Origin of the sequence: Microcoleus sp. N9_A1 (assembly GCF_036701795.1) — a bacterium.
Classification (GTDB): domain Bacteria; phylum Cyanobacteriota; class Cyanobacteriia; order Cyanobacteriales; family Microcoleaceae; genus Microcoleus.
This window is the reverse complement of sequence record NZ_JAUBRI010000171.1, coordinates 1-1960: the sequence shown is the minus strand read 5'-3', so window position 1 is coordinate 1960 and position 1960 is coordinate 1. Positions and strand designations below refer to the sequence as shown.

Genomic DNA, 1960 nt, shown 5'->3' with positions numbered 1-1960 from the left:
AGAGTAAAACTTTGGGTATTACCTAAAGCTGCTTTGTCCGCAGAATCTCAGCGGCTTCAGCCCTGAGAGTGTCAATACATCGGAATTTGCAGCAGGTCTATGGAACAGATATTCCGCTTTTTCTAAATAAAGCATTGCAAACCCGATCGCCTGCTGCGATTCAAACATGGCGTTATCAGTGATATCGCTTCCATCACATAGTCTATTTGCAATCCATGCCCGCACTGAATTGAGCTTGACCCATTGTTGTTTGAGCGTTTGTTCTTCCATTGAATGTCTAAATGTTTAGATGTCGAGTTGTGCAGCCGATCGCTCTTCACGACGATCAGCAATTTGTCTTACTGTCTTACTGTCCGATTACAGCACCTTTAAGTTGAAGACGAATGGGACAATCATCGTCGGGAAATAAGTGCTTCAGCAAATTTTGCCGATCGACATCATCGCTTATTGACCAAATATCATTCTCAACGACTCCCTGTTCATCCGTAGCGATGCCAGTTGCAAGGTAAAGCTCGGTGCAGCGCCCGTCTCTCATCTGTTTGCGATTCCATTGAATCGCGCAAACGAAATTTAAATCTATGGTTGTGCCTAGCGAAACGATGTGAAACCAGTTGGGCATGATGATTACAAGTGTCTACAAATTGTCTACAGCCTAGCGTTTAGCCCTGGCAGGTGTCGCCAGTTTGCACTGCTACAGATAAATGACTTTCTATGGAAGCCCATTTATCTGTAACACTCATTTGTTGACGGCTTCTTTGAACTGCTTACCGGCAGAGAATGTGGGAACTACCGCAGCGGGGATTTTCATCTGTTCTCCGGTCTTAGGATTGCGGCCGTCCCGTGCTTTCCGCTCCCTCGCTTCAAATGAACCAAAACCTACCAGTGTTACTTTTTCCCCGTCGGCGACGACTTGGGTGATTGAGTCGATAAAAGCGTCCAGTAAGGCATTAGCTGCTTTTTGGGTGGTGTCGGCCTTGCCTGCCATCAGTTCCACCAGTTCTCCTTTGTTCATAAGTGCGATCGCCCTTTAGTTGTTAGTTATTAGTAATTAGTAACGCAAAACCAGCACCCGACGGCGATGCTGGTTTCTGTTGCGGTTATTCTGCGGGGGTTTCCCCGCCGTTATCGTTAGATGACTGTGGTTGTTGCTGTTGTCGCTGCATATCTTGCTGACGCAACATCTCCTGATACTGCTGCTCTTGCAGTTCTTTGAGCTTGATTAGGTTATTTAGTTTTTCTTGATACTCTTGAACCTCCGCACGATACCAGACGATGCACTCCTGACTTTTGACCAACTGCTTTTTAGCATCGTCGATTAGCTGGTCAATAACTCCCCCAAAGGGGTTGAAATTTCCAATTCCCTCCTTGCTAGCTTCTCTATCAAGTCCGAGCCACTGACGCCCAAACCTTCCGCCAGCTCCCGAAAAAGCCGTGCTCCCGTCGGCGTCAGGGTAAACGTCCTGTTCGTTCTCAATTCCCCGTACTGTAACTGTTTCGCCTTCTTGACTTTGACCATATTCTTGGTGATTCATAACGTCTTCCTTAAAGATTACCAAAGTTACACTTGTGACCTTGACAGACTTACAAGTGTGACTTTATGATAAAGCAAAGTCACACTTGTGACAAGATTGCACTGTATACCCCAAACGAATCGGGCGGGAGTGCAGACCCGCCCTTTCCCCAAAACCTATGTACACCTTGGAACAGCTTCAACAGAAAAACCTCAAGGAATTGAAAAAAATCGGCTGGCAGCTCAACGTGCTCCCGGAGGGCGACAAACGGTGCCGCCAAAACTGGATTGATGCGTTGGTCGGCATTCAGCCCCCGCTGCTGAAACTGCTGGAAACTTCCCCCGGTGTTGTGCACGAAGCTCCGAACACTATGCACGAAGCTCCGATGGAATCTGCCGACTCGATCGAAGTTCAACGCCAGGAGCCGCCGATCGAGTCCAAGTTTGGCC

4 protein-coding genes and 1 pseudogene are annotated in these 1960 nt (G+C 47.8%); 1 reads left to right on the top strand and 4 read right to left on the bottom strand.

What is annotated here, in order from left to right:
• Window positions 1-18: 18 nt before the first annotated feature.
• From QUA58_RS31200 to QUA58_RS31185, 4 genes are all read right to left on the bottom strand, one after another.
• Complete coding sequence (locus QUA58_RS31200; RefSeq protein WP_333397991.1) at window positions 19-270, bottom strand: hypothetical protein; 252 nt, start codon at window positions 268-270, stop codon at window positions 19-21.
• A 76-nt stretch (window positions 271-346) separates the two neighbouring features.
• A complete protein-coding gene (locus QUA58_RS31195; protein ID WP_333397990.1) occupies window positions 347-619 on the bottom strand; it encodes a hypothetical protein in 273 nt (90 codons plus the stop codon).
• A 117-nt stretch (window positions 620-736) separates the two neighbouring features.
• Window positions 737-1012: an HU family DNA-binding protein gene (locus QUA58_RS31190; protein WP_333397989.1), complete on the bottom strand. Its 276-nt coding sequence runs from the start codon at window positions 1010-1012 to the stop codon at window positions 737-739.
• An 85-nt stretch (window positions 1013-1097) separates the two neighbouring features.
• Window positions 1098-1532 carry a hypothetical protein gene (locus QUA58_RS31185; protein WP_333249542.1) on the bottom strand — a complete coding sequence of 145 codons (435 nt, stop codon included), beginning with the start codon at window positions 1530-1532 and terminating at the stop codon, window positions 1098-1100.
• Between the two features lie 157 nt (window positions 1533-1689).
• Here QUA58_RS31185 and QUA58_RS31180 point away from each other — a divergent pair.
• Window positions 1690-1960: pseudogene (locus tag QUA58_RS31180) on the top strand (hypothetical protein); the annotation flags it as partial.